Raw genomic sequence first — 23,704 nt, 5'->3', positions numbered from 1 at the left:
AATCATTGACAAGGAAAGCTATAACGATTAGGGTTCCCGCTGAAAGCTGGGGGCTTTGGTCGTGAGTCCTGAATCATCATTTAAAGATATGAAACCGGTGCGGAAACGTATTTTCTTAAAAAGCATACCAAATACACAGAAGCAGACTCTTTTTGAAATGCCCGGGATTTATGGCTCATCAGGAAGTAAGGCTCTGTTAGTATTTCAGGGAATGCAGGGAAAAGTGAAAAAAGAACAGAACGGAAAATGATAAAATGGAGGTAAAAGATTGAAAAAACAAGACAGCAATGCGAAAGTTAAAATTATTCCCTTAGGCGGATTGGAACAGATCGGTATGAATATTACTGCGTTCGAATTCGAAGACAGCATCATAGTGGTAGACTGCGGTCTGGCATTCCCTACCGATGACATGTTGGGAATCGACCTGGTTATTCCAGATGTTTCTTATTTGAAACAAAATATTGATAAGGTGAAGGGCTTTGTCATCACCCATGGTCATGAGGACCATATTGGTGCCCTCCCTTATATTTTAAAAGAGATCAATGTGCCGGTTTACGGAACAAAGCTTACCATCGGCCTCATTGACAACAAATTAAAAGAACATAATCTTTTAAAGAATACAAAGAGAAAAGTAATCAAGCACGGACAGTCCATTAACCTTGGCTGCTTCCGTATCGAATTTATTAAAACGAACCACAGCATCGCCGATGCTTCTGCTCTTGCTATCTTCTCACCGGCAGGCGTCATTATTCACACAGGTGACTTTAAGATTGACTATACTCCTGTATTTGGAGAGATTGCAGATCTGGAGCGTTTTGCAGAGCTTGGCAAAAAAGGAGTGCTTGCACTTTTATGTGACAGTACCAATGCAATAAGACCTGGATTTACACCATCTGAGAAGACCGTAGGCAAAGCCTTTGATAATATATTTGCAGATCATAAGAATAACAGAATCATCGTAGCTACCTTTGCATCTAACGTAGACCGTGTGCAACAGGTCATCAACTCTGCTGCCAAATACGGACGAAAGGTAGTTGTCGAGGGACGAAGCATGGTCAATGTAATCGGCACTGCAAGTGAGCTTGGCTATATCAGCATTCCGGAAGGAACCTTAATTGATATCGATCAGTTAAAGAATTATCCTGATGAGCAGACCGTGTTAATTACCACAGGAAGCCAGGGAGAATCCATGGCAGCTCTTTCCCGTATGGCAAGCAGCACCCATAAGAAGGTTTCTATTAAGCCAAACGATGTTATTATCTTAAGCTCCAACCCGATTCCAGGCAATGAAAAGGCAGTTTCAAAGGTTGTCAATGAGCTGTCCATGAAGGGTGCTGAAGTAATCTGCGAAGATACTCATGTATCCGGTCATGCTTGTCAGGAAGAAATTAAGCTGATGTATGCTCTCGTTCGCCCGAAATATTCCATTCCGGTTCATGGTGAATACCGTCACCTCATGGCCCAGAAGAGTCTGGTTCAGGCAATGGGAATGCCAAAAGAAAACATTATCATCATGTCTTCTGGCGATGTAGTAGAAGTAGGTCAGGAATCCTGTAAAATCGTAGATCACGTACAGTCCGGGGCTATCTTAGTAGACGGTCTTGGAGTCGGTGACGTTGGAAATATTGTATTAAGAGACAGACAGAACTTGGCTCAGAATGGTATCATCGTTGTGGTTCTTACTCTGGAGAAATTCTCAAACCAGTTACTGGCAGGACCGGACATCGTATCCCGTGGTTTCGTATATGTAAGAGAATCCGAGGACCTGATGGAAGAAGCAAGAAGAATTGTAAGCGATGCCGTTCAGGATTGCCTGGACCGTAAAATCAATGACTGGGGTAAAATCAAGAACATTATCAGGGACAGCTTAAGTGACTTCCTCTGGAAGAGAATGAAACGTAACCCTATGATTCTTCCAATCATTATGGAAGTATAGCAGTAAGCTGAAAATAACCGTACCTTTAACAAGAGAGGAATGGAAATTTATGAGCCGAACAACCAAGGAAATTAATAAAGTAACGGGAGCGGTCATTGCCATATCTATAAGGCTTATCCTTCTTGCCCTTATTGTACTCCTTCTTTATGAAGGAGTTACAAAGGGCTATGAGTTCGGCCATGATATTTTCTATGCGTCAGCCATGGAGGCGGAGCCTGGACAGGATAAGGAAATTAAGGTGGAAAAGGGAACCTCCATTGCAGGCGTAGCAAAGCTTTTAAAGGAGAAAGGCCTGATTGCCAATGAGTATTCCTTAATCATACAGGCTAAATTTTTCAACTATAAGGCCAATCCGGGAAGCTATACCTTAAATACTTCCATGACCTCCAGGGATATCCTTCAGATGATGAATGAGAATACAGAGGAAAAGGAAAGTAAAGATGATAGTAAATGACCGAATTACAGAATATATAAAATCTCTGGAGCCGGATGAGAGTCCTCTCATCTATGAGATTGGAAAAAAGGCAAGAGAGAATGGAGTTCCTGTCATCAGGGAAGAGACGGCTGCCTTTTTAAAGACCATGACAGCAGCCATGAATCCAAAAGCCATTTTAGAAGTGGGAACAGCCGTGGGCTACTCCACCCTTTTGATGGCGGAGGTAATGGCACCTGATTGTCAGATCACTACCATAGAAAAATATGAAAAAAGGATTCCGGTAGCCAGGCAGAATTTTTTAGAAGCAGGAAAGACAGAATGCATCACCCTGTTAGAGGGAGATGCCGGGGAACGATTAAAGGGGCTGACTGGCCCCTTTGACCTTGTCTTCATGGATGCGGCAAAAGGACAGTATTTGGCCTGGCTTCCGGAAATTTTAAGAGTGATGAGAGTTGGCGGAATGCTGATATCGGATAACGTTCTCCAGGATGGAGACATCATTGAATCCAGATATGCAGTCGAAAGGCGAAATCGTACCATTCACGCAAGGATGCGGGAGTATCTTTACGAATTAAAGCATTCTGACCATCTGGTCACCACCATTGTACCTATCGGTGACGGTATTACCGTCAGCATTCGAAGATAAAGAACCAAAGAGAGGAGCTTCATGAGAAAGACGGAACTTTTAATCCCGGCAGGCAGCTTAGATACCTTAAAGACCGCAGTCATTTACGGTGCGGATGCTGTTTATCTGGGAGGAGAAGCCTTCGGACTTCGTGCCAAGGCGAAAAATTTTACACAGGATGAGATTCGGCAGGGGATTGCCTTTGCCCATGAGCATGGAGTCAAAGTATATATTACAGCAAACATTCTGGCTCACAACGATGATCTTAACGGAGTGGAGGAATACTTTAAGGAATTAAAGGATATTTGTCCTGATGCCGTTATCATTTCAGACCCTGGTGTATTTGCGATTGCAAAACAGATCATGCCTGAGATGGAAATTCACATCAGCACCCAGGCGAACAATACGAATTACGGAACCTTTTTATTCTGGCATCAGCTTGGGGCAAAACGTGTGGTTACGGCCAGAGAGCTTTCCCTGGCAGAAATCAAGGAGATCCGCAGCCGCATTCCAGAGGATTTAGAGATTGAAAGCTTTATCCATGGAGCCATGTGTATGTCCTATTCCGGCCGTTGTCTCCTGAGCAATTACATGACAGGCAGAGATGCAAACCAGGGCGCCTGCTCTCACCCATGCCGCTGGAAATACTCCATCGTAGAGGAAAAACGTCCGGGAGAGTATATGCAGGTCTATGAAAATGAGCGTGGAACCTATATCTTTAACTCCAAGGATTTATGTATGATCGAGTATATCCCAGAGATGATTGATGCCGGTATTGACAGCTTTAAAATCGAAGGACGTATGAAGACCGCTCTTTATGCGGCTACTGTTACAAGAACTTACCGGAAAGCCATTGATGATTATTTAAAAGATCCAAAGATTTATGAGGCAAATTTAGACTGGTACCGTTCTGAAATCGGGAAATGTACTTACCGGGAATTTACCACCGGTTTCTATTTTGGAAAACCGGATTCCACCACTCAGATCTATGATAACAATACTTATGTAAAAAATTACACGTATCTTGGAACCGTGGAAGCGGTAGATGAGAGAGGGTATTCAAGGATAGAGCAGAAAAATAAATTTTCAGTGGGCGAGACCATTGAAGTTATGAAACCAGACGGACGCAATCTGGAAGCAGTTGTAAAAGGAATTTACAACGAAGAGGGAGTACCCCAGGAGAGTGCACCTCATTCCAGACAAATACTTTTTGTTGATTTGAGCGTGGAGATGGATCCTTATGACATTCTCCGCCGAAGCGAGATGTCTTAAATCTTAACATAACAGCGTGCAGAGTATTACGGGAAACCGTGTGCTCTGCACGCTGTTATTGTTCCCTTAACGGCTGCCGATATAATTCAACAGGTGCTACTGGTCCCGCGGGAGAGACTAATGGGAAAGTAACCGAAAAATATAATAGATAGCTTTCAGTCGTTGCCGTAAATGCGCTTCTATGTTACACTAGTGGTTAGCCAAAACTAACTAGCTGAATTTATAATTGAGGTATGTTATGTACATAGATAAGAATTCTCCTAACTCCACACATAAAGAAATCGCCGCCGCAATCCAGATATGGAACCGTGGGGTTATTTCTCTTATAGACATTCGCCACAATTTAATTTCACCCGAAGAAGCTCTTTGTGGCTATCGGTTGCCTGCAAATGTTTTTCTCTACACCAGCGGCGGACAAGCGGAGATCTTACTGAATGATACCGTATACAACGTAACGCGTTACGGTCTCTTCCATGGAGTCAAGGGAACAGAACTGACCATTACTCCCCATTGTAATTGGCTCGAATATTATATGGTGCTGTACAAGGCTTTAGAGCCTCCGCTTCACAGGGGTGAATATCGCCGGTTGATGGAGCAGGTTAATCCCTTTCGCCAGCAATACGGATATATGCCTTATGATCCGCTTTTTTTCTCGGAAGAGCTGCGGATTATGTATGAAAAATGGAAAAATCCCACACCACTCAATATTTTCTATGGGAAAGCAGCCTTTAGCCGTTTTGTGTATGAGGTCTACAAGGAACTGGAGCAAGGTCAGATACAGATTTTTAAGCCGGATCTGGTTCTTATGGCCACCAGGTTTTTAGAAAAGAATTATCGGGAGACGGTTTCCATCAACGAACTTTGTGAAGGGCTGGGCATCAGCTACAGTCATTTTTACCGTAGATTTAAACAGCAGATGGGAAAAAGTCCGCAGGAGTATTTAATTCATATGCGCCTGACTGCGGCGGCGGAGTTTCTAAAAAACAGCCAGGCGTCCATTCGTGAGATTGCCGATTATTGCGGCTTTCAGGATGAACGCAATCTGCAGAGAATGTTCTCAAAAAACTTTGGAATGACTCCCAATGCCTATAGAGAGAACGCGTCGCATCATATGAGAGATGATGACCTTGGAAAAAGGATTTCTTTTTCGTATAATTGTGAGAGTCAAGTTAGTTTTGACAAACCAGGAGGAAAAGGAGCAACCTACATGTTCAAACAAATGAAAGGCAAAGTGGCGGTTGCGGCGGCAGTGTCAATGATATTGTTATTGAATGCCTGCGGCAGCGCACCGGTAAATAACGAAAGCGGAAACTCTGCCCAGTCCAAGACGGTTACCAGTCAGGAGCAGCAGGTGGAGGAAGCAACAAGAGTTGTGAGTACGGTCAGAGGTGATGTTTTAATACCACAAAGTCCTCAAAAGGTGGTGGTAATGAATTATGCGTTTGGAGATGTCCTGGCACTTGGGGTTACGCCGGCGGCAATCAACGATTATTGGGCAATTACAGGTTCTGCTGTTGAAGACTTGCTAAAAGATATACCAAGAGCCAGTGAACTTGAAGAGGTCATGAGTATAGAGCCGGATTTAATTATTACAGCTTACGAAAAAGATGAGGACTATGAGAAACTAAGCAAAATAGCTCCCACGGTCAGCTTTGGGACAGCTAAGGATACGACTCAGCTGTCAACAGAAGAAAGACTCTCATTTTTAAGCAATGTTTTGGGCGTGGACGATTCCGTGAAAGATAAAGTATTATCAGATTATACTTCTCATATTGAACAAGCCAGGCAGACGCTGGCGGACGCTGGATATAAGGATGAGAGCGTTACGCTTATGACCAACAGCCTTGAGGAACCCGGTATCGTCGTCTCTACGTATAAAGGAGCTCAGGCACTTTATGATGAACTGGGAATGACTCGAAGTGAAAAAGGGCAGGAGCTTTATGAGACTGGAGAGTGGTATGCAAATATATCTCTTGAAGTTTTACCAGAATATTGCGGGGATTATATCATTCTCTATGGAGATGGAAAAAATAATGCATTTTCAGGAAATGGGGTCTATGAAAGTCTGGAAGCGGTGAAAAACGGGAATGTCATTTTGATGAATGAATATCTCTCCACCTTTAATGATGTTATTTCTATAAGAAGCCAGATTGACTTCATTGTGGAAGCGCTTCTTGCACATAAGCCCCAGAGCTAATCCAAGGAAAATATAGCAATAGGTTGATACAATGCCCGTCATTTCTAAGGTATGATGGAATGTAATACTCAGATTAAAGCATGCAAAAAGATTGTTTTAACTATAAAAATGAAATTTAAGGAATCATGTCTATGGCCAGCTAATGATGGATCGTAGACATGATTTTTTATATAAAATCAGGTATCATGGCTGACAGTTGTAGAAATGGTCATCTTGTAGTATACTATAGAAGAATTATACCCAGAAATTACCTGGATTTAGAGGGAACAAAAATGGAGGCTTGCCTATTATGTGGATTTTATGGCTGATAGCAGTTTTATGTGTCATCTATTACGTCATAATCGTTACTTATTCGGGATTGTCTACTTCCTTTTCCATTATCTGGCTTTTTTTTGCGGTGGCCTGTATTTTATTCGGATTGGGCTGGGATACTTATTTAAGACAAAAAGATAGGATTCCCTTATGGATTCCAGTCTCTGTGGTTACCATATGCTGTACAGGACTTCTGGTATTTACGATTGTGGAGATTTTAGTTTTTACTGGAGTTGCAGCCAGGGATACGTCAAAGCTTGATTATGTCATAGTCTTAGGAGCCAGGGTCAAGGAAGACGGAATCAGCAAATCATTAAAAAAGCGTTTGGATAAGGCCATTGATTATCTGGATGAGAATCCGGGAACCATTCTGGTTCTTTCCGGCGCACAGGGTGTGGATGAGCCTGTCAGTGAGGCTGAGGCCATGAAGGAGTATCTGGTCTTTAATGGAGTAAAGGAAGAGCAGCTGATTTTAGAGACACGTTCTTACAGTACCGTGGAGAATATTGCATACAGCCGTGTGGCGATTGAAGAGGATCAGGAGAGAAAAAAGGCCCAAAGCCAGGAAAGTCCCATCATTATGGTGCCGGGAACTTATGAAGAGGTTCCGGATAAACCCATTAAGATTGGTGTACTGACCAGTGATTTTCATGTGTTCCGCGCTCAGCAGATTGCAAGAAAATGGGGAATACCGGATATTTATACCATATCCTGTGGTTCAGATCCGGTTCTTTTCATACACTTTTGCGTCAGGGAGTGTGCAGCGATATTAAAAGACAAATTAGTGGGCAATATGTAAGGTATACTGATTATGCAGGAGGAACAAAGATAGAATGTATGATTTGAAAAACTTGAGTGCTTATGAGTTAGTAGAAGAAAAAGAAATAAAAGAAATTCAGGCAAAGGGAAGTGTCCTTCGCCATAAAAAAAGCGGGGCCAGAATCTTTTTAGTGGCCTGTGAGGATGACAATAAGGTCTTCTCCATTGGTTTTCGTACACCGCCGTCAGACAGCACCGGTGTGGCCCATATTCTGGAACACAGCGTGCTTTGCGGCTCGGACAAGTTCCCGGTAAAGGATCCCTTTGTGGAACTGGTAAAGGGCTCTTTGAATACCTTTTTAAATGCCATGACTTATCCGGATAAAACCGTATATCCCATAGCCAGCTGCAATGAAAAGGACTTTCAGAACTTAATGAACGTCTATATGGATGCCGTGCTTCATCCAAACATCTATAAAGAGCAGAAGATCTTCATGCAGGAGGGGTGGCATTATGAGATGGAAACCCCGGAATCTGATGTGATCTACAATGGTGTTGTATACAATGAGATGAAGGGGGCATTTTCATCCCCGGAAGAGGTCTTAGACCGTTTTACAAGAAAAGTACTGTTCCCTGACAGCTGTTACGGCCAGGAATCCGGTGGTGATCCATCCTTTATTCCTGACCTGACCTATGATGATTTTCTGGACTTTCACAGAAGGTATTATCATCCTTCCAACAGCTACATCTATCTCTACGGCGATATGAATATGGAAGAGAAGCTTACATGGCTTGACCAGGAATATTTAAGCCATTATGAGGAAATGTCCATAGATTCCAGAATCAGAAGCCAGAAGCCATTTGAAAAGCCTATGGAAGCTGAGACCTTCTATTCTATTACAGAGGGAGAATCTTTAGATAATGCCACCTATCTTTCCATTAATACCGTAATAGGAAATAATTTAGATCCCAAACATTATATTGCATTTCAAATTTTGGAATACACCCTTCTTGATGCACCAGGAGCCCCACTTAAGCAGGCTCTCATCGATGCAGGAATCGGTCAGGATATTCTGGGCGGATATGACAGCGGAATCTTACAGCCTTATTTCTCAATCATTGCAAAGAATGCAAATCCTGACCAGAAGGGCGAGTTCCTTTCCGTGGTAAAAGGGACCTTACGAAAGCTTGCAGATGAAGGAATTAACCGCAAGAGCTTAAAGGCTGGAATGAACTATTATGAATTCCGTTACCGTGAGGCTGATTATGGTTCCGCACCCAAGGGTCTGATGTATGGACTCCAGTGCTTAGACAGCTGGCTTTATGACGGTGACCCGATGATGCATCTGGAGTATCAGGAAACCTTTGCTTATTTAAAGAAGGTCGTGGATGACGGATACTTTGAAGAGCTCATTCGGGAATATCTGCTGGATAATCCTTTTGAGGCATATTTAACCGTTAGTCCGAAAAAGAATCTGACTGCAATGGAAGAGGAAAAAACGGCCAAAAAGCTGGCGGCCTACAAGGCATCCTTATCACAGGACGAGATTACCCGCCTTGTGGAGCAGACTCACGCCTTAAGAGAATATCAGGAAACACCGTCTGACCAGAAAAATTTAGAAAAGATTCCTATGCTTAAAAGGGAAGACATCACCAGGGAACCAGAGGAGATTATCTGGGAAGAGAAAGAAGCCCATGGGGTTAAGGTGATTCACCATAACATGTTTACCTCAGGCATCGGATATTTAAAGGTCTTATTTGATACCTCAGCGGTTCCTACGGAAGATCTGCCCTATGTTGGATTTTTAAAATCCCTTTTAGGCTATGTGGATACAGAGAACTTCACCTACAGTGACTTGACCAGTGAGATTCATCTAAACAGCGGCGGCGTGGGCTTTAGCGTCACCTCTTATCCGGATCTGAAAAACCAGGGACAGTTTAAGGGATATTTTATGGCTAGCGCCAGAGTCATGTATGATAAGCTGGACTTTGGCTTCTCCATTCTTGCTGAAATTTTGACCCGTTCTGTTCTTGATGATGAAAAGCGTATGGGCGAAGTCATCAGCGAAACGAGATCAAGGGCCAGAATGAAGTTAGAAGGCGCCTGTCATTCAGCCGCAGTTGCCAGAGCTACCTCTTATTTTTCCGCCACTTCCTCTTACAATGATATGACCGGAGGAATCGGATACTATGAATTCTTAGAACAGCTGGAAAAGGATTTTGCTAAAGACAAGCAGGCAGTGATCGCCAGATTAAAAGCAGTGATTAAGAAGCTTTTTAACACCGGGAATATGCTGGTCAGCTATACTGCTGATGAGGAAGGCTACAAACTTCTTCCAGACGCAATGAAGCAGCTCACCTCGGTTCTTCCTGTGGGCGACGGTACCTGTTACCCATTTGATTATAAGAGCGGAAACAGAAACGAAGGCTTTGCAACAGCCTCCCAGGTAAACTACGTGGCCAGATGCGGAAGCTTTTTAGACAGCGGTCTTACGTATACAGGAGCTTTAAAGATATTAAAGGTTATTTTAAGCTATGATTATCTTTGGATCAATATCAGGGTAAAAGGCGGTGCCTATGGCTGCATGAGCGGCTTTGGACGTTCCGGGGAAGGTTATTTTGCCTCCTACCGTGACCCGAATTTAAAAGAAACCAACCAGATTTACGAAGGTGTAGTAGATTATTTAGAAAAATTCCAGGTCGAGGACCGTGACATGACCAAGTATGTCATCGGAACCGTCAGCGACATGGATGTGCCGTATCCACCGTCAACAAAAGGAAACAGAGGCCTTTCTGCCTATCTTTCCGGCGTTGACCAGGAGATGATGAAACGGGAGCGTGAGGAAGTTTTAAATGCTACCCAGGAAGATATCCGAAAACTGGCACCTATTGTAAAAGCCGTTTTAAGTACCGGCAGCCTCTGCGTCATCGGCAATGAAGACAGAATCGCAGCGGATAAGGATTTCTTTGGAGAGACAAAGAACTTATTCCACTCATAACACAAAGGAGAACCATATGGAAACCAATTATAAATCAGGCTTTGTTACCCTGATCGGACGCCCTAACGTAGGTAAGTCCACCCTGATGAACCACCTGATCGGCCAGAAGATTGCAATCACCTCTGATAAGCCCCAGACCACAAGAAACCGGATACAGACTGTTTATACAGACGACAGAGGGCAGATTATATTTCTGGACACACCTGGTATTCATAAGGCCAAGAATAAGCTTGGGGAATATATGGTAAGTGTGGCGGAGCATACCTTAAAAGAGGTAGATGTAGTGTTATGGCTGGTTGAGCCTACCACCTATATCGGAGCTGGAGAGCAGTATATCGCAGAGCAGCTTTCCAATGTGAAGACTCCTGTCATTCTGGTCATCAATAAAATCGACACGGTGAAGAATCAGGAAGATATCCTTACGTTCATCAGTACCTATAAGGACATCTGTCCATTTGCTGAGATCGTACCTGTTTCTGCATTGAAGGATAAAAATACTGATCTGATGCTGGAGCTGATCTACAAATATCTTCCTTCTGGTCCTCAGTACTACGATGAGGATACGGTCACTGACCAGCCTATGCGCCAGATTGCAGCAGAGCTGATCCGGGAAAAGGCTCTTCGCCTTTTAAAGGATGAGATTCCTCATGGAATCGCAGTAACCGTGGAGAAGATGACAGAGCGTCAGAACGGAATCATGGATGTGGAAGCCAATATCGTATGCGAACGTGATTCCCATAAGGGAATTATCATCGGTAAGGGCGGCGCCATGTTAAAGAAGATCGGAACCCAGGCACGTAAGGAGATTGAAGATCTTATGGATACGAAGGTTAATCTCCAGCTGTGGGTCAAGGTCCGGAAAGAATGGCGTGACAGTGAGCTTTATATGAAAAACTATGGATACAATCAAAAAGATATCTAAAACGGTGGCAGGAATTGAAGGAAGTTGAAAAGCTGACGGGGATGGTAATCAAAGCAGCCCCCGTAGGAGAAATGGATAAACGCCTTGTCATACTCACCAGGGAAAGAGGAAAGATCACTGCATTTGCCAGAGGAGCAAGAAGGCCCGGCAATCAGCTGATGGGCCTTAGCCGTCCCTTTGCCTTCGGACAGTTTTCGCTGTACGAAGGCAGGGATTCCTATTCCCTGCGTTCGGCGGAGATAACCAATTATTTTGAAGACCTGGCTCAGGATATGGAAGGAACCTGTTACGGTTCTTATTTTCTTGAGCTGGCTGATTACTATGCCCGGGAAAATGAGGACTCCACCGGGCTCTTAAAGCTCCTGTACCAGTCGGTGCGGGCCCTTTTAAAGCCTGCCTTAAAAAATGAGCTGGTTCAGAGAATCTTTGAATTAAAAACCATGGTCTTAAACGGAGAGTATACCGAGGCACCTCCCCGGCCGGTCAGCGATTCCGCCAACTATGCCTGGGAGTATGTAATCGCTTCTCCGGTGGAACATCTTTATACCTTCACTCTTACAGAGCCGGTCTTAGAGGAATTCGCCCGATGCGTGGAAATGAATAAAAAACGCTTTATAGACAGGGAATTCCACTCCCTGGATATTTTGCATACCATGATGTAATGCAAAGTATTGAAATGAAGGGGATGATTTGGTATAATCCACGTAAGCGATGAGAAGTGCGAATGAGAATACGGATAATTTTTTGTTGTGCTTGCACATAAAAAAAATTATTTGTGTTCTCATTCATAGGGCGAATGCCCGTGAGGGGGGAAATCCTTAAGATTTCCCCCCTCCAGCACCGCGGATTCAATGCAGGAGGAAGATGGATGAAAAAAAAGAAAGCAGTTTTAGCAGCTCTCATTGCTGCGGGAATGCTGACTGGCTGTCTTGGAAGAACCGGCACCAACGCCCAGAATGCAGAGAGCAGCAGAATTATTGTAACAGGGACCGGAGAGCTTAAAACAGCAACGGTAGAAACCTATGTACAACAGGATTATTATAATACGGATGAACTAAAAGCATTTCTGGAAGAGACGGCCGCGTCATACAATCAGGCCAATGGAGAAGGCGCTGTAAAGCTTGAGTCCTGCACCATGGAAAAAGGAATTGCCAGAATGGTGTTTCAGTACAGCTCCAGCAAGGATCTGGTAAGCTTTGCGTCTCAGTATGAGGATAAGGATAACCAGGTGGACTCTCTTTCTGTCACCAATTTTTCAGAAGTATCCGGTCAGGCGGAATCAGAGGGCGTGGAGTTTTTAAAGGCTTCTGACGGGAAAAAGGCAGAGAAAAAAGCGTTAAAGGGCGAAAGCCACGCGGTTGTGGTGGAGACGAAAAAGCCGGTTACCATACAGACAGAGGGCAAGCTGTTATTCGTATCAAAGAACGTTGTCATTAAGGATCAACATACAGTACAGACGTCAGAGGGCAAAAATTACATCATTTTTAAATAAGAGAGGTTAAGATCATGGAAAAGACAATGGAAAAGATTGTGGGACTTGCAAAATCAAGGGGATTTGTATATCCTGGTTCGGAGATTTACGGCGGTCTTGCCAATACATGGGATTACGGAAACTTAGGTGTGGAGCTTAAGAACAACGTAAAAAAAGCATGGTGGCTGAAATTTATTCAGGAGAGTCCTTATAACGTAGGCGTTGACTGCGCTATTTTGATGAATTCCCAGACATGGATCGCATCCGGACATTTGGGCGGCTTCTCCGACCCTCTGATGGACTGCAAAGCCTGCAAGGAGCGTTTCCGTGCAGATAAGATCATTGAAGATTACATGGCTGAGAATGGCATAACCATTGAAGGATCTGTAGATGCCTGGTCTCAGGAAGAGATGAAAAAGTATATCGATGAGAAGAATATCTGCTGTCCAAGCTGCGGCAAACATGATTTTACCGATATCCGTCAGTTCAACTTAATGTTCAAGACCTTCCAGGGTGTAACAGAAGACGCAAAGAATACGGTATACTTAAGACCTGAGACCGCTCAGGGTATTTTTGTTAACTTTAAAAACGTACAGAGAACCTCCAGAAAGAAAATTCCTTTTGGTATCGGCCAGGTCGGAAAATCCTTCCGTAACGAGATCACACCAGGAAACTTCACCTTCCGTACCAGAGAGTTTGAGCAGATGGAGCTGGAATTCTTCTGTGAGCCGGATACTGATTTAGAGTGGTTCGCATACTGGAAAGAATTCTGCATCACCTGGTTAAAGGACCTTGGAATCAAGGATGAGGAGATGCGTGTCAGAGACCATGATAAGGAAGAGCTTTCCTTCTATAGCAAGGCTACCTCTGATATCGAGTTCTTATTCCCATTTGGCTGGGGAGAGTTATGGGGAATTGCTGACAGAACCGATTACGATCTGACTCAGCATCAGAATACCTCCGGCCAGGATCTGACTTATTTTGATGATGAAAAGAAAGAGCGCTATATTCCTTATGTCATTGAGCCATCTCTCGGTGCAGACCGTGTGACTCTGGCTTTCTTATGTGCGGCTTACGATGAAGAAGAGATTGCAGAAGGCGATGTTCGTACCGTTCTTCATTTCCACCCTGCCATCGCTCCGGTTAAGATCGGCGTACTTCCTCTTTCCAAGAAGCTGAATGAAGGAGCTGAAAAGGTATTTGACGAGCTGCGCAAGCACTATAACTGTGAATTTGATGACAGAGGAAATATTGGTAAGCGTTACAGAAGACAGGATGAAATCGGTACTCCGTTCTGCATTACCTATGATTTTGATTCTGAGGAAGATCACGCAGTGACCGTTCGTGACCGCGATACCATGGATCAGGTAAGAGTTCCGATTGCAGAGCTGAAAGCTTATTTCGAAGATAAATTCCGTTTCTAGGAACGTTTAAAGGTGCAGTGTAAGGCGGGGAATGCCTTTGCCTGCACCTTTTTTCTTTCTTAGAGGATAAGGAGAACAATATGATTTTAGAGAATCTGTCCAGGATGGAGTCTTTTACCCATCAAGAAAAGGCCGCGGCAAGGTATATCCTTGATCACGTGGAGCTAATTCAGAAGATGTCGGCAGAGGAGCTTGCAAAGGCCTCCTTTACCAGCAAGGCTACTGTGGCAAGGCTTTGTAAAAAGCTTGGGATGGAAGGATATCAGGAATTAAAGCTTAAGCTTGTTTCTGAAATGGTAGAAAACATCAGGGTGAATCAGCTCTTAAGCAAAGAGCCGATTACAGAAAAGAGCAGCTACAGCGATATCATAACCACGCTTCCAAAGCTTTACGACAAGGCCATTACAGATACAAAGCTTTGTATGGATAAGAATGTGATGCTTCGGATTGCAAACAGGATTCGCCAGACGGAGCGCCTTGATATCTACGGAAGCGGAATCAGCTATATTCTTGCCCAGTCAGCCGCCTTTAAGTTTTCGACCCTGGGTATGGAATGTACGGCTTATGAAAGTATCAATGCACATTATCTGATGGCCCGGAAGAAGAAAAAGTCAGTTTCCTTTGTCATTACCTTTACCGGTGCCAATCTGGATATGATCGGTGTTGCCAGATATCTAAAAGAGGTGACCGGGTCTTATGTGGTTGGGATTGTAGGACGTCATAACGATGAAATAAGAAAATGGTGTGATGAGATTGTTGAGATTCCGTCCAGAGATTCTCTTTTAAGTCTTAAAGTGGTGACCTCTTTTACTGCCACCACTTATGTTCTTGATATATTTTTCTCCCTGTTTCTTTCGCAGACTTATGAAGAGCACGTGAAATCTTCTCTTGAAATGGTATGTCATGAATCCTTAAGAACTGCTGTGGATTACTGGAGCTTAAAGGAGCTTCCTGAGGAGGAAGAATAAAACAAAATATAGAATTTTTGAACCGCTGTTTCAATTTCAGCGGTTTTTTTATTGGATTATTGAAACCATGTTTCAATCTTATCTTTTAATAATGATGGAAACGGGGATACTATGGTAAAATATCAGAAACAAAAGAAAGGGGGCTATGGCCATGAATTATCAAGATCTAGCAAAAGAAATTTTAGAAAAAGTCGGCGGAGAGAGTAACATTTCAGGGCTGACTCATTGTGCGACCAGGCTGCGCTTTAATTTAAAAGATGAAAACAAAGCCCAGACAGAAGCCTTAAAAAAAGTAAACGGAGTTATGGGTGTTGTAAATAAAGGAGGCCAGTATCAGGTCGTCATCGGAAGTGATGTAGCTAACGTATACCGCCCCATCACGGAGATGGCTGATATCAGCACAGAGGAAGGTGGAAAGCCGGAGAAGGAGGAGAACAAAAAGGTTCTTGAGAAGCTGATTGATACGTTATCCGGTATCTTTACCCCAATCCTTCCGGCTATTACGGCTGCCGGTATGATTAAGGCTGTGTTGTCTCTTTTACTTGCCTTTGGTCTTGTAAGCAAGGAAGGGTCTACGTATCAGGTGCTTAACTTTATGGCAGATGCGGCCTTTTATTTCCTTCCCATTCTTCTTGCCAGCTCAGCTGCTAAAAAGTTTAAATGCAATCCTTATCTGGCAATGATGTTAGGTGGAATTTTACTTCACCCCAATTTTGTAGCTATGGTGACCGCGGCAAAGGAAAGTCATGAGGCAATCCGGGTATTTGGTATCCCCATTACCAATGCCAGCTATTCTTCCTCTGTACTTCCGATTATATTAATCGTATGGTTCTTATCTTACGTAGAACCCATTGCGGACCGGATATCACCAAAGCCCATTAAGTTCTTTACCAAGCCGCTGATTTCCATCATTGTGACAGGAATCGTGGGACTGGTTGTCATCGGACCAATCGGAACCATTATCAGTAATTTAATCGCATCCGGAGTTCATACATTAAACCAGTATGCAAGCTGGCTGGTACCTGCTTTAGTTGGTACTTTAACACCTCTTCTTGTTATGACAGGAACCCATTATGGACTCGTACCTATTGGTATCAATAACCGTATGACCATTGGGTACGATACCTTGATCTATCCTGGTATGCTTGGTTCCAACGTGGCTCAGGGTGGCGCGGCTCTTGCCGTTGCCTTTAAGAGCAAAAAGTCTGAGATTAAACAGCTCGCTTCTTCCGCCGGTATTACAGGTGTGTGCGGAATTACAGAGCCAGCACTCTATGGTGTAAACTTACGTTATAAAACACCTCTTTATGCAGCCATGCTGGGAGGCGGTATCAGTGGATTTATCATGGGCCTTTTAAATGTTAAGAATTATACCGGAGGCTCACCAGGTTTCCTGACTCTCCCAAGCTACCTGGGCGGGGATACGCTTAATGACTTTTACTTTGCCTGCATGGGAGCAGGTATCAGTCTTGTTATCTCATTTGTTGCGTCCTACATTCTTTACAAGGACCCGGTAGAGGAATCAAATGAGATATTAAAGGCCACTGAGACAACATCAGTAGAAACAGCACCAGCAGAAACTGTATCAGCAGATAATAAGACTGGTAAGTCCGATGCTTCTGATATCATCATCCAGTCTCCGATGTCAGGAGTTGCAGTACCATTAAATCAGGTAAATGACCCCACCTTTGCAGAGGGAATCCTTGGAAAGGGAATCGCCATTGAACCGGAAAGCGGAAGAGTATTATCTCCAGTGAATGGTACCATCCGCACCATTTTCGAAACAGGCCATGCTGTTGGTCTGGAATCCGAAGAAGGAGCAGAGGTCTTGATTCATGTAGGTCTTGACACGGTGAATTTAAAGGGAAAATATTTTGATGTAAAAATGAAGGCAGGCGATAAGGTCAAGGTTGGAGACTGCATCCTGGAGTTTGATTTAGAGGCCATAAGAGACGAAGGATATGATGTGATAACTCCCATTATTATCTCCAATTATGGCAACTATGAAGCCGTTGAGGCAGCTGCTTCTGGTCCTGTGACCTTCGGTTCCCCGTTGTTGACAATTCGTTAGTGGAGGTATCTATGCGGAAATTTCCAGAAAATTTTCTGTGGGGAGGAGCCGTTGCCGCCAACCAGTGCGAGGGAGCTTATAAGGAAGACGGCAAAGGTCTTTCCGTACAAGATGTACTGCCCGGCGGCCTTCGAGGGGAGCGGACCGAACAACCTACAGAAGATAATTTAAAGCTTGAGGGAATTGATTTTTACCATCGGTATAAAGAGGATATCCGTTTGTTTGCGGAGATGGGCTTTAAGGTGTTTCGTACCTCCATTGCCTGGTCCAGAATCTTTCCAAAGGGCGATGAAGAAATGCCCAATGAAATGGGACTGAAATATTATGACGATCTTTTCGATGAATGCTTAAAATACGGCATCGAACCTTTGGTGACCATCTCTCATTATGAGACACCCTTGTGGCTGGCAGAGAAATACGATGGCTGGAGAAGCCGTAAGCTGATCGGCTTTTTTGAGCGGTATGTAAGAACCATCTTTTCCAGATATGGAAACAAGGTGAAATACTGGCTGACCTTTAATGAAATCAACTCTCTTCTTCACGCTCCCTTTATGAGCGGAGGAATTATGACTCCTGCGGATCAGCTGACGGAACAGGATTTGTATCAGGCGGTACACCATGAGCTGGTAGCAAGTGCCCTGGCCGTTAAAATCGGTCATGAGCTGATGCCCGACGCAAAGATCGGCTGTATGATTCTTGGAATCACAGTTTATCCCCTGACGCCAGATCCAGAGGACATTATCGCAGTCATGGAAAAGGACCGGGAGACCATGCTGTTTGCCGACATTCATGCCAGAGGCCGTTACCCTAAATATCTCCTGAATTACTTTGAAGAACATGGAATTCAGATTCAGATGGAGCCAGAGGATCATGAGATATTAAAAAATACTGTGGACTTTATCTCCTTTAGTTACTATTCCAGTATTTGTGAAACCGTTCACAAAGAACTTGGGACATCTACCGGAGGGAATCTATCGAGGGGCTTTAAGAATCCATATTTAAAGGCTTCGGATTGGGGATGGCAGATTGATCCCAGGGGACTTCGGTATACCTTAAATAAGCTTTACGACCGGTATCAGCTTCCCTTGTTCATTGTTGAAAATGGACTTGGTGCTGAAGATGAGCTGGTGACCTTGGAATCTGGTGAGAAAACCGTATTGGATGATTATCGGATCCAGTATTTAAGGGAGCATCTCATTCAGCTAAGAGAAGCCATTCATGACGGCGTTGATGTGATGGGATATACTTCCTGGGGGTGCATTGACTTAGTCAGTGCGTCTACCGCTGAAATGAGAAAGCGATACGGATATATTTATGTGGACCGTAACGATGACGGCACCGGAACACTGGAACGTTACCGGAAGAAATCCTTCTGGTGGTATAAAGAAGTGATTGAATCTAACGGAGCACGTCTATCAATGGATGAAACAAATTAATAATAATATATGGACAGCCGGATATGCCTATTTCCAGTTATTCCCATAGGGGAGATTAAAGGGGGGCAGACCGGCTGTCTTTTTTTGTCGAAATTGTCCGATGAGTCAGGGCAAAATAACATAAAATACGTTTCTGTTTGCAGTTTTACGGAAATGTGGTACAATAATTGTATGACATCGTAATAACTTTACGAAAGATAGGAAGAAAGAGGGGGCAATAGCATGGCAGAGTTTTCCAGGGTCCCGATCGTGCAGCAGGTAGTAAACAGTATGAAAGATTACGTTGCATCTGAGGAAACAGAGGTGGGACAAAAATTACCTACAGAAAAAGAATGGTGCGAAAAGCTTTCCGTGGGCAGGGGTACTGTCAGGGAAGCATTCCGTATTCTGGAAGCCAGGGGACTGGTCGAAATAAAACCGGGCCGTGGAGCATTTCTGGTAAGTAAAAAAGAACTTGGACAGGAAGAGCTGGCAGAGTGGTTTCTGAAAAATGAAGTGGAATTAAAGGATTATATAGAAGTGAGAAGTGCCGTGGAGCCTTTGTGTGCCAGACTGGTGGCAAGGCGTGCTTCGGATTCCGAGTTAGAGCAGCTGGAGCGGATTCATCAGCGTTTTATCCGGGCAGTAGAGGAAGAGGATTTTGCCGGAATGGCAAAGTATGATGAGCGGTTTCATAAGCACATTGTGGAATGCAGCCGAAATAAGATGCTGATTTTCATCAGTAAAAAAATCGATGAATGCATCAGAGATTTCCGATTAAAGACATTTCAGGTTCCTCCAAATGCAGCCAATGCCATAAAAGCTCATCAGGATATCGTTGATGCCATAAAGGCAAGAGATGAGGAAGTGGCGGAGCTGTATGCCAAGCGCCATATCTCCCTGATCAATATTGATATGGATGTAATTATAAAACGATAGCAGGATAGAATCACTGGTTTATCAGAATCTTTGACCCAGGAAAAATTGTATGATGTTAAGAGAATATGATAGAAATTTATAAGGACCGGAAGCCGGTGATAAAGGCTTTCAGGTCCTTTTTATGTGAGAGTATATGAGTATATTGTGTAATTTGCATATTTTTAAATTTATCATTGACATTTTTTGAGTAAAGATGTATCATGAGGATGCTAAGATTGTATGACAGCATACAATAATACATACCCGGGAACGTATTCAGAATGATATCATACAATGAACTTGGCATCAGAGACAAAAATTAGGGGATAAATACACGGTATATGAAAAAAATATACCATGTGATTACAAATGTTGAGAGGTGGATTATTATGAGAAAAATTGCAGCAATCGCTTTATCTGTTCTTATGGCATTTTCTTTATCAGCTTGCGGAACTGAGGGGAACGAAACAAAACCATCATCAGGTGCAGCTGAGACAACGGCAGCAGCAGCGACTACGAAAGCTGGGGTAGAGACAGGAAAATCAGGGGAATCAAAAGATGGAAAAGGAATCAAAATCGGTGTTTCCGCTCCAGATCTTACAAACGTATTTTTTATTCAGATTAAAGAAGCCATGCAGAAAGCTTTAACAGGTCCTAATGATGAATTAATTATTCAGGACGCTGCCGGAGATCAGAACAAACAGATGAATGATGTTGCAGATATGATCAATCAGGGGTGTGATGTTATCTGTATCTCAGCCATCAACTCCGAAGGCGTAAGAGCAACCTTAGAGGCATGTAAGGAAGCTGGAATTCCAGTCATCGCATTTAATACTGCTGTAAAGAATCCTGAACTGGTTCAGTGTACCGTAGTATCTGACAACAAAGCTGCTGGAAAGCTTTGTGCTCAGGCACTGGCAGAAGCCTTGGGTGGAAAAGGCAAGGTAGTTGAGATTACTTACAGTATTACAGAAGTATGCTATGACCGTCAGATCGGTTTTGAAGAAGAATTAAAGAAATATCCTGACATTCAGATTATTCAGACAAAAGACGTGGAGAAGCCAAAGTCTGACTATTCCCAGCCAATCATGGTAGATTTCATCAATGCGAATCCAGAGATTGACGGTGTATTCACCATCAACGATCCCACTGCCAGAGGAGCCATTGCAGCCCTTAAGGAAGCTGGAAGATTAGAAAACACCAAGGTAGTTTCCATCGACGGCTCTGATGAAGGAAAGGGCTTTATCCGCTCCGGCGAGATGGTTGCTTCCGCTGCTCAGGATCCGGCAGGAATCGGAACCACCTGTATTGAAACTGCTTACAGTCTGCTTACCGGAAAGACCATTGAGGAGAAGGTAGTTGTACCAATGTCTATTATCACAAAGGATAATGTAGACAAATAATCCGTAAGGTGTGTGACTTGAGGCAAGAATGCAGAACAGGAGTGAAAACATGTCAGTGGAATATGTTTTTGAAATGAAAGATATTACCAAGGCGTTTGGCCGCAATGTTGTACTTGACGGAGTGAGTATTTCCATAAGGCCCGGAGAAGTCCGGGCCCTGATGGGAGAAAATGGAGCGGGAAAATCAACTCTCATGAAGATTCTTGGGGGGATTTTCAGCTCAGATTCAGGTACTATTTTTATGGAAGGCCAGGAGGCAGCCATACGGAATGTAGATGATGCCAGAAAATACGGAGTCAGCTTCATTCACCAGGAAATTACCAATGTGCCGGAGATGACCATAGCAGAGAATATCTTTCTGGGGCGGGAGCCAAAGAACCATCTAAAGATGGTGGACTACCGGAAGATGAAGCAGGAAGCACAAAAGGCCCTTGACGAACTGGGACTTATGCTGGATGCCGGTATGCTGATCCGTGGATTATCCGTGGCACAGCAGCAGATGATTGAAATTGCAAGGGCAGTGAATGAAGGGGCAAAGATTTTGATTCTTGACGAGCCTACGGCTTCCTTATCTCACAGCGAGACAGAGAACTTATTTGCACAGATTGAACGTCTGAAAAAGGCCGGGGTAGCCATGATCTATATATCCCATCGTATGGAGGAAACCTTTAAAGTCTGTGATTCCGTTACGGTCTTACGGGATGGTAAATTTATCGGCACCAGGAATACAGAGGAAACTACAGAAAACGAATTAATCAGCATGATGGTTGGCCGTGAATTTAACAACATCTATGGAAATAAGCGGGTAGTCGGTGGCGATGTTATCATGGAAGTGAAAAACCTGACGACTCAAAAGGTATCCAACATTAGCTTCACCTTGAAAAAAGGAGAAATCCTTGGATTTTCCGGTCTGGTCGGAGCGGGAAGAACCGAGCTTGCTCTTGCTCTCTTTGGCATTGATTCCATCGTGTCCGGTGAGGTGTGGCTGGAAGGAAAGAAACTTTCCATTACAAAGCCAAGAGATGCCATTAATGCCGGTATCGCTTTAGTGCCGGAAGAACGGAAAGAGCAGGGACTGTTTTTAGGACACAGCATAGGAACCAACTTGACCTTTCAGGTACTCTCTGAATTCATAAAGAGCCTGCGGGTGGACAAAAGGAAAGAGTCAGAAATCGTCGACGAGTTTAAACAGAAGCTTTCCATTAAAATGGCTTCTACCGAACAGACAGCAGGAGAGCTTTCCGGTGGAAACCAGCAGAAAATCGTTATATCAAAATGGCTGGCAGCAAAGCCAAAGGTGTTAATTCTTGATGAGCCGACCAGGGGCATTGACGTTGGGGCAAAGGCTGAGATCTATAAGCTGATGCACACACTGGCAGAAGAAGGAGTTTCCATTATCATGATATCTTCAGAGTTACCTGAGATCATCAATAACTCCAGCCGGATTGCAATTATGAGGGAAGGCTGCCTGGCGGGAATCCTGGATCAGCAGGAAACAGAAATTTCCCAGGAAACGATCATGTCATATGCAGTAGGAGGAGAACATTCAGTATGTTAAACAGGAAAAGTCAAGTAGAGACACCCCAGTTAGAGGCGAAAAGCCTGTGGACTACCAATCCATTTTTTATCTGGCTGAAACGCAACATGGCAGCTATGATCGCATTGGTATTCCTTTGCATCGTTTTATCCATAACCACCGAAACATTCCTTGTTAAAAATAACTTATTCAGCGTATTGCGCCAGGTGTGCGTGAACTGCTTTATTGCATTTGGTATTACCTGTGTCTTAATTTGCGGCGGTATTGACTTATCCGTGGGTTCTGTGGTTGCAGCAGCAGGTGTTATCGCAGTAAGATGCGGCAATGCAGGTCTTCCTTTAATCATCTGCATTCTCATTCCCCTTGTATTCGGAGCAGTCATTGGATTTTTCAATGGATTTGTTATTTCCCATACCACACTTCCTCCCTTTATCGTAACCCTTTCCACACAGATTATCGTGCGAGGGATCAGTTACATCTTAACAGGAGGACAGCCTGCCCAGTCCAACAACGAAGTATTTAACAACATGGGCGTAGGTAATATTTTTGGAATTCCCATTCCAGTTGTATTTGTAATTGGAGCGTTTATCATACTTTATTTCATTATGAACCGTACATCCTTTGGCCGTCATGTATATGCCACCGGAGGAAATAAGGAGGCGGCAAAATACGCAGGCGTTGATACCAAATGGATTCAGGTAAGAGTATTTATTATCAGTGGAGTGATGGCAGCCCTTGCTGGTGTTGTACTGGCAGCGAGATTGTATTCCGGACAGCCATCTGTAGGAGAAGGCTTTGAGCGTGATGCCATCGCGGCTTCCGTTCTTGGTGGTACCAGCTTTAACGGAGGATTAGGTACCTTAGGCGGTACTGTAATCGGCGTACTGATCATCGGCGTATTAAACAACGGAATGAACCTGCTTAAGATAAACAGCTACTGGCAGTTCGTAGTAAAAGGACTGGTTATCCTTGGAGCAGTCTATGTAGATTACTTAAAAAAGAGAGGCTCACTGAAAAAGTGATCGTTCATAAATAAGAC

Annotated in this window: 19 protein-coding genes; all 19 read left to right on the top strand. The window is 43.8% G+C overall.

The genetic code is table 11. The annotated features are described in order from the left end of the window. Positions 1-61 precede the first annotated feature (61 nt). Entirely contained in the window at positions 62-250 is a 189-nt protein-coding gene (locus T546_RS0104310) for a hypothetical protein (RefSeq protein ID WP_026890570.1), read from the top strand. Positions 251-268: 18 nt separating this feature from the next. Beyond that, positions 269-1,936 (top strand): ribonuclease J, encoded by a 1,668-nt coding sequence (locus T546_RS0104305; RefSeq protein ID WP_026890569.1) that lies wholly within the window; start codon positions 269-271, stop codon positions 1,934-1,936. 49 nt (positions 1,937-1,985) lie between these two features. Continuing rightward, positions 1,986-2,390 carry an endolytic transglycosylase MltG gene (locus T546_RS0104300; protein ID WP_026890568.1) on the top strand — a complete coding sequence of 135 codons (405 nt, stop codon included), beginning with the start codon at positions 1,986-1,988 and terminating at the stop codon, positions 2,388-2,390. After that, positions 2,377-3,018 (top strand): O-methyltransferase, encoded by a 642-nt coding sequence (locus T546_RS0104295; RefSeq protein WP_026890567.1) that lies wholly within the window; start codon positions 2,377-2,379, stop codon positions 3,016-3,018. Before T546_RS0104300 ends, T546_RS0104295 begins: the two co-directional genes overlap by 14 nt. A 21-nt stretch (positions 3,019-3,039) precedes the next feature. After that, the gene (locus T546_RS0104290; RefSeq protein ID WP_026890566.1) at positions 3,040-4,269 is read left to right on the top strand and encodes a peptidase U32 family protein; all 1,230 of its coding nucleotides are present in this window, start codon (positions 3,040-3,042) and stop codon (positions 4,267-4,269) included. 238 nt (positions 4,270-4,507) lie between these two features. Then, on the top strand, positions 4,508-6,466 hold the full coding sequence (locus T546_RS0104285; protein WP_026890565.1) for an AraC family transcriptional regulator: 1,959 nt from the start codon (positions 4,508-4,510) through the stop codon (positions 6,464-6,466). Positions 6,467-6,755: 289 nt separating this feature from the next. Continuing rightward, positions 6,756-7,577, top strand: a complete 822-nt coding sequence (locus tag T546_RS0104280) for a YdcF family protein (RefSeq protein ID WP_034597763.1) — start codon at positions 6,756-6,758, stop codon at positions 7,575-7,577. 34 nt (positions 7,578-7,611) lie between these two features. After that, a complete protein-coding gene (locus tag T546_RS0104275; protein ID WP_026890563.1) occupies positions 7,612-10,536 on the top strand; it encodes an insulinase family protein in 2,925 nt (974 codons plus the stop codon). A 16-nt stretch (positions 10,537-10,552) separates the two neighbouring features. Further along, positions 10,553-11,458: a GTPase Era gene (gene era / locus T546_RS0104270; protein WP_026890562.1), complete on the top strand. Its 906-nt coding sequence runs from the start codon at positions 10,553-10,555 to the stop codon at positions 11,456-11,458. A gap of 41 nt (positions 11,459-11,499) precedes the next feature. Further along, positions 11,500-12,120: a DNA repair protein RecO gene (recO, locus tag T546_RS0104265; protein WP_408643055.1), complete on the top strand. Its 621-nt coding sequence runs from the start codon at positions 11,500-11,502 to the stop codon at positions 12,118-12,120. Positions 12,121-12,326: 206 nt separating this feature from the next. Continuing rightward, complete coding sequence (locus T546_RS0104260; RefSeq protein WP_026890560.1) at positions 12,327-12,950, top strand: hypothetical protein; 624 nt, start codon at positions 12,327-12,329, stop codon at positions 12,948-12,950. Between the two features lie 14 nt (positions 12,951-12,964). After that, positions 12,965-14,353 carry a glycine--tRNA ligase gene (locus T546_RS0104255; protein ID WP_026890559.1) on the top strand — a complete coding sequence of 463 codons (1,389 nt, stop codon included), beginning with the start codon at positions 12,965-12,967 and terminating at the stop codon, positions 14,351-14,353. Positions 14,354-14,433: 80 nt separating this feature from the next. Next, positions 14,434-15,321: a MurR/RpiR family transcriptional regulator gene (locus tag T546_RS0104250; RefSeq protein ID WP_026890558.1), complete on the top strand. Its 888-nt coding sequence runs from the start codon at positions 14,434-14,436 to the stop codon at positions 15,319-15,321. Positions 15,322-15,472: 151 nt separating this feature from the next. Beyond that, the gene (locus T546_RS0104245) at positions 15,473-17,392 is read left to right on the top strand and encodes a beta-glucoside-specific PTS transporter subunit IIABC (protein ID WP_026890557.1); all 1,920 of its coding nucleotides are present in this window, start codon (positions 15,473-15,475) and stop codon (positions 17,390-17,392) included. Positions 17,393-17,403: 11 nt separating this feature from the next. Continuing rightward, the gene (ascB, locus tag T546_RS0104240; protein ID WP_026890556.1) at positions 17,404-18,828 is read left to right on the top strand and encodes a 6-phospho-beta-glucosidase; all 1,425 of its coding nucleotides are present in this window, start codon (positions 17,404-17,406) and stop codon (positions 18,826-18,828) included. A gap of 222 nt (positions 18,829-19,050) precedes the next feature. Next, positions 19,051-19,746: a FadR/GntR family transcriptional regulator gene (locus T546_RS0104235; protein WP_026890555.1), complete on the top strand. Its 696-nt coding sequence runs from the start codon at positions 19,051-19,053 to the stop codon at positions 19,744-19,746. Between the two features lie 368 nt (positions 19,747-20,114). Next, positions 20,115-21,128 (top strand): sugar ABC transporter substrate-binding protein, encoded by a 1,014-nt coding sequence (locus tag T546_RS0104230; protein ID WP_026890554.1) that lies wholly within the window; start codon positions 20,115-20,117, stop codon positions 21,126-21,128. Between the two features lie 49 nt (positions 21,129-21,177). Next, entirely contained in the window at positions 21,178-22,686 is a 1,509-nt protein-coding gene (locus tag T546_RS0104225) for a sugar ABC transporter ATP-binding protein (RefSeq protein ID WP_026890553.1), read from the top strand. Continuing rightward, entirely contained in the window at positions 22,680-23,687 is a 1,008-nt protein-coding gene (locus T546_RS0104220) for an ABC transporter permease (protein WP_084326153.1), read from the top strand. Before T546_RS0104225 ends, T546_RS0104220 begins: the two co-directional genes overlap by 7 nt. Positions 23,688-23,704: the final 17 nt, after the last annotated feature.

The organism is [Clostridium] aerotolerans DSM 5434, assembly GCF_000687555.1.
GTDB classification, from domain to species: Bacteria; Bacillota; Clostridia; order Lachnospirales; family Lachnospiraceae; genus Lacrimispora; species Lacrimispora aerotolerans.
This window is presented reverse-complemented; position numbering and strand designations above follow the sequence as displayed.

Bases quoted from the DNA above. Each gene is read 5' to 3' on its own strand.
- T546_RS0104275 (WP_026890563.1), top strand. From the start codon at position 7,612: ATGTATGATTTGAAAAACTTGAGTGCTTATGAGTTAGTAGAAGAAAAA.
- recO (WP_408643055.1), top strand. From the start codon at position 11,500: ATGGTAATCAAAGCAGCCCCCGTAGGAGAAATGGATAAACGCCTTGTC.
- T546_RS0104285 (WP_026890565.1), top strand. From the start codon at position 4,508: ATGTACATAGATAAGAATTCTCCTAACTCCACACATAAAGAAATCGCC.
- T546_RS0104295 (WP_026890567.1), top strand. From the start codon at position 2,377: ATGATAGTAAATGACCGAATTACAGAATATATAAAATCTCTGGAGCCG.
- T546_RS0104245 (WP_026890557.1), top strand. From the start codon at position 15,473: ATGAATTATCAAGATCTAGCAAAAGAAATTTTAGAAAAAGTCGGCGGA.
- T546_RS0104280 (WP_034597763.1), top strand. From the start codon at position 6,756: ATGTGGATTTTATGGCTGATAGCAGTTTTATGTGTCATCTATTACGTC.
- T546_RS0104255 (WP_026890559.1), top strand. From the start codon at position 12,965: ATGGAAAAGACAATGGAAAAGATTGTGGGACTTGCAAAATCAAGGGGA.
- T546_RS0104260 (WP_026890560.1), top strand. From the start codon at position 12,327: ATGAAAAAAAAGAAAGCAGTTTTAGCAGCTCTCATTGCTGCGGGAATG.
- T546_RS0104235 (WP_026890555.1), top strand. From the start codon at position 19,051: ATGGCAGAGTTTTCCAGGGTCCCGATCGTGCAGCAGGTAGTAAACAGT.
- era (WP_026890562.1), top strand. From the start codon at position 10,553: ATGGAAACCAATTATAAATCAGGCTTTGTTACCCTGATCGGACGCCCT.
- T546_RS0104220 (WP_084326153.1), top strand. From the start codon at position 22,680: ATGTTAAACAGGAAAAGTCAAGTAGAGACACCCCAGTTAGAGGCGAAA.
- T546_RS0104250 (WP_026890558.1), top strand. From the start codon at position 14,434: ATGATTTTAGAGAATCTGTCCAGGATGGAGTCTTTTACCCATCAAGAA.
- T546_RS0104230 (WP_026890554.1), top strand. From the start codon at position 20,115: ATGAGAAAAATTGCAGCAATCGCTTTATCTGTTCTTATGGCATTTTCT.
- T546_RS0104300 (WP_026890568.1), top strand. From the start codon at position 1,986: ATGAGCCGAACAACCAAGGAAATTAATAAAGTAACGGGAGCGGTCATT.
- T546_RS0104225 (WP_026890553.1), top strand. From the start codon at position 21,178: ATGTCAGTGGAATATGTTTTTGAAATGAAAGATATTACCAAGGCGTTT.
- ascB (WP_026890556.1), top strand. From the start codon at position 17,404: ATGCGGAAATTTCCAGAAAATTTTCTGTGGGGAGGAGCCGTTGCCGCC.
- T546_RS0104290 (WP_026890566.1), top strand. From the start codon at position 3,040: ATGAGAAAGACGGAACTTTTAATCCCGGCAGGCAGCTTAGATACCTTA.